Origin of the sequence: Planktothrix sp. FACHB-1355 (genome assembly GCF_014748295.1) — a bacterium.
GTDB classification, from domain to species: Bacteria; Cyanobacteriota; Cyanobacteriia; order Cyanobacteriales; family Aerosakkonemataceae; genus Aerosakkonema; species Aerosakkonema funiforme_A.
Genome location: NZ_JACJUP010000664.1, coordinates 1 through 3,835, shown reverse-complemented (window position 1 = coordinate 3,835; position 3,835 = coordinate 1). Strand labels below are relative to the sequence as shown.

At 41.7% G+C, this 3,835-nt stretch carries 2 protein-coding genes and 1 pseudogene; all 3 read right to left on the bottom strand.

Annotated elements, in window-relative coordinates:
- The coding region (locus H6S82_RS22635) for a protein kinase (RefSeq protein WP_191056747.1) at positions 1-541 on the bottom strand (541 nt) is incomplete at its 3' end.
- A gap of 169 nt (positions 542-710) precedes the next feature.
- The gene (locus H6S82_RS22630) at positions 711-2,735 is read right to left on the bottom strand and encodes a GAF domain-containing sensor histidine kinase (protein WP_191056746.1); all 2,025 of its coding nucleotides are present in this window, start codon (positions 2,733-2,735) and stop codon (positions 711-713) included.
- Between the two features lie 3 nt (positions 2,736-2,738).
- Positions 2,739-3,835, bottom strand: a pseudogene (locus H6S82_RS22625) (hypothetical protein); the annotation flags it as partial.

Below are 3,835 nucleotides of genomic sequence, written 5' to 3'. Positions count from 1 at the left end.
CGGGGGATATATAAGCTAGTGTTCCTTCTAATACATTAGGATTGACGAGGGCTTGAGTTTCTCTTGGTAATAAAGATGCAATACTAAAGTCAATTAATTTAACTTGTTTGGTGGTGGGATTGATTAATATATTGCTGGGTTTAATGTCTTTGTGAATAATCCGCTCGTAGTAAAGTAAATTTAAGGCGTCACACAGGGCGATCGCGATCGCTAAAAATTCTGGTAGAGATTGGAGATTTCCCCTGATTTTCCATTCCTTGAGAGAAATTCCGCCAAAATCTTCCATGACCAAAGCATAGCCATTTTGGTACGGTTCTAGGCTATAAATTTGGACGATTAGAGGTGAATTAAGATTTTTGGCAATGGTATATTGATTGCGAAATTGGACTATTTCCGAGAAGCTGGGATAAGGATTTTTGAGCAGTTTGAGCGCGACAGGTTTTCCATCTTGTCGATAACCTCGATAAACTACGGTTCTCGAACCATTGTAGATTTGTTCGGTAATGCGATATTCAGTCAGACTGACTAAAGCGCTCATCATCTTACTAAATCCTTATAACTTCCTAGATTGATTATGCCCAAATCTCCGATCTAATTTACCAAACCTAGCTAACCTGAGTTCGCGCTAAGCCTAAACTTGTCAGCCTTGGAACTCAAGCATTGATATATTTTTTTAATGTGATTTCTTCTCCCGAACTCAGGTTAGCTAATTATGAGGCGGGAATTTCAATAAGAAATTCCGTACCCTGACCGAGAACAGAGTTGCAACTCAATTTGCCGTTGTGGGTTGATTCAACGATCGACTTAGCGATCGCCAATCCCAATCCCGTTCCCTTACCCACCGTTTTCGTGGTAAACAGGTGGTCAAAAATGTGGTACTTCACCTCTTCCGTCATGCCAATGCCATTATCGGCAATACTAATCATTACCGACTCGTTATCCTTTATTTCTGTCCGAATTGTAATACGATTGAGATTAGCTTGAATCTTCTGAAAACTGCGTCTCAGATTCGATTCTTCCAGCGCATCGATCGCATTGGCTATTATATTCATAAATACCTGATTGAGTTGGCCGGGAAAACACTCGATTAAAGGTAAATTACCGTAGTTGGTAATCACTTCAATGGCGGGACGTAGGTCATTAGCTTTCAGGCGATGTTTGAGGATTAAGAGCGTGCTGTCAATGCCTTCGTGAATATTAAATGGCACTTTGTAATCTCGATCGGCACGAGAGAAAGTGCGTAAACTGGTGCTGATATTTTTTAATCTGTCGCAGGCTATAGACATGGAATCTAGCATTTTGGGCAAGTCTTCCAAGTTATATTCCAAGTCAATCTCTTCGGCATGAGCTTTAATTTTATCAGTGCGATCGGGAAAGCTTTCTTGATAGAGTTTTAAGTGTTCGATCATCTCAGCAAACGTGGGTTTAGCTTCTTGGAGACTGGCAGAAATAAACCCTAAAGGATTATTCATTTCGTGGGCGACACCAGCCACTAAGTTACCCAAAGCAGACATTTTTTCGCTTTGAACAATTTGCAATTGCGCTTGTTGTAAATCTTGTAATGCTTGTTCTAAATCTTGAGATTTTTGCTGCAAGGCAAGTTCTGCTCGTTTGCGATCGCTGATATCTAGTAACAAGCCATCCCAAACTAATGTGCCATCTGACAGCTTTTCTATTCGCCCTTCACCGTGAATCCACTTAATAATTCCAGAGGGGGTAACAATTCGCCCCTCCCACCGCCAGGGAGTTAAGGTTTGAACTGAATCTGCAACTGACTGACGATTAGATTCAGCATCTTCTGGATGCACCATATCTAAGATGATCTGCACATTAGCGATCGCTTGAGAGGCGGTGACTTCATAGAGATCGTAACAGTCACTACTTATGTAAGGCATTGACACCGAGCCATCGGTCGCCATCAGGAATTGATACACTACCCCAGGAACGTTATCTACTAGATGATGGAAGCGGGTTTGGGCAATTTTCAATTCATTTAGCGATCGCTCTAGCTGTTGGGCATATTCCAGAGAACATTGATAAAGTCGGGCATTTTCTAGGGAAATGGCGGCTTGGGCGCAAAGTAAGTTGAGTAGTTCGATGCGAGCGCTCGTAAACACTCCCGTGGCTAAATTATTTTCCAGATATAAAATGCCCAGTAATTTACCTTGATGTAAAATTGGGCTGCACAAAATACTCTGAGGTTGCTGACGAATAATATAGGGATCGTTGGCAAAAGTGATATCTGCGGTTGCATCCAATAAAACAACAGTTTGTTGACTATGCTTGACTTTGTAAATGAGCTTGTGGGGAATTTCTTGACTGTCTTCAATAGGAAAACTTTGCAACGCCATGAATTGTGTTTCCTGGGTAATTGAGCCTTTAATTAGTAAATGATTGTCTTGCAACAGCATTAAGATACATCGATCTGCCCCAGCATTTTCGAGCGCGATTCTCAGTAACGATGAAAGCAGTTTTTCTAGTTCGATTTCCCCTGAGATAGTTTGAGATGCTTTCAGAATTGCGGTTAAATCTAGGGTATCTGAGACACTGATGCTGCTCAATGTAGCAGAACTAATAGATGTCACAGTCTCCAAAGGAAAAATAGTTTCGTGAGTAGAAAAAAACGAACGATTTTGCTGTAATATGGGTGCAAGTAATTGAGGATAGCGTTTTTCCAAATCGGCAACTTTCGCTTTTGCTCCCCAACGGGCATAAGCATAGTAAGCTTCAATCATGTATTATTGGGCTATGCGCTGTTGACCCCAGTCTAAGTAAAATTTTGCGGCTAGTTCCCTAGCTAATGCTTCTTCTTGGATATAGTCGTTTTCTTGAGCTAATGAGATCGCGCGATCGTACAAATCTGCTGCTAAAATGCGATCGCCATTCAGACGAGCAAGTTCCGCCGAAACCAACTGATATTTGTGCAAAAAATTATCAGGACAGGTTTTAGCCCATTTTTCCAACAATTGCTGGTGTTCTTGAATTTGTTGATAGTAAACAGCTTGGGTTGTCGCGTCTGCATTGGCATAAGCAGCAGCCAAACTCAGGGGATAATAAGTGTGATAGGCAATTATGGGGAAAAAACCCATATTTGCCGGCACCGTTTCTTGTAGCGTCGGCGATATCGCCAACACTTGGGCGTAATCACCTTTAAAAAAAGCACGTTGTAAAACTAAAAGGCCATACCAACTAATGGCAACATTGAAATGGCTTTGCTGCCAAAGTCGGAAAAATGGGTGTTCGAGATAGCCGGTTGCTGTTAAAACCCCGCTCTCAATGGTGTCATCCATCAGTTCTTGCACAAACTGTTGCTGAAGTTGGAAAATACACAACATATTCTGGTCATTTGTCTGCTCCACGCAGCCAAGATATTTTTGAATTTCCTCTTGTATGAAAGGTAGAGGAGTACCTTTAAGAAGATGAGACCAGATTAAAAATACAATTGCCCATACCCCAAAAACTAAATCGCCCAATTCCATACACAGTTCAATTGATTGCTGGTATAGAGGCACATTCTCTGCTAGAGGACGCGAGAAGGGATTGATGATGTGAGCGAAGTGGTTATTGTTTTTGGCGATGAACTGAGTGTTGTTAAAAGTGCGATCGATATCCAAAGCAATTCTGCCAAACTGATAAGCATTTTGATAGTCGCCCTCAAGTGCCAACATCATGCCGTAGCAGCAATAGGCAAAGCTAGAACTTTCTGCACGTCCATACTTGAGAGATATATTCACCATTCGCAGAGTTGTCAGCAGATTCAACATTTGGTTGCCTGCTAGATAGGAAGCTGAATACAAGATTGCCAAGAGCTTCATACAGTTCTGCTGCACTGGTT

Excerpts from the sequence above, each read along its gene's own strand:
- H6S82_RS22630 (WP_191056746.1), bottom strand. The coding sequence starts at position 2,735 with ATGATTGAAGCTTACTATGCTTATGCCCGTTGGGGAGCAAAAGCGAAA.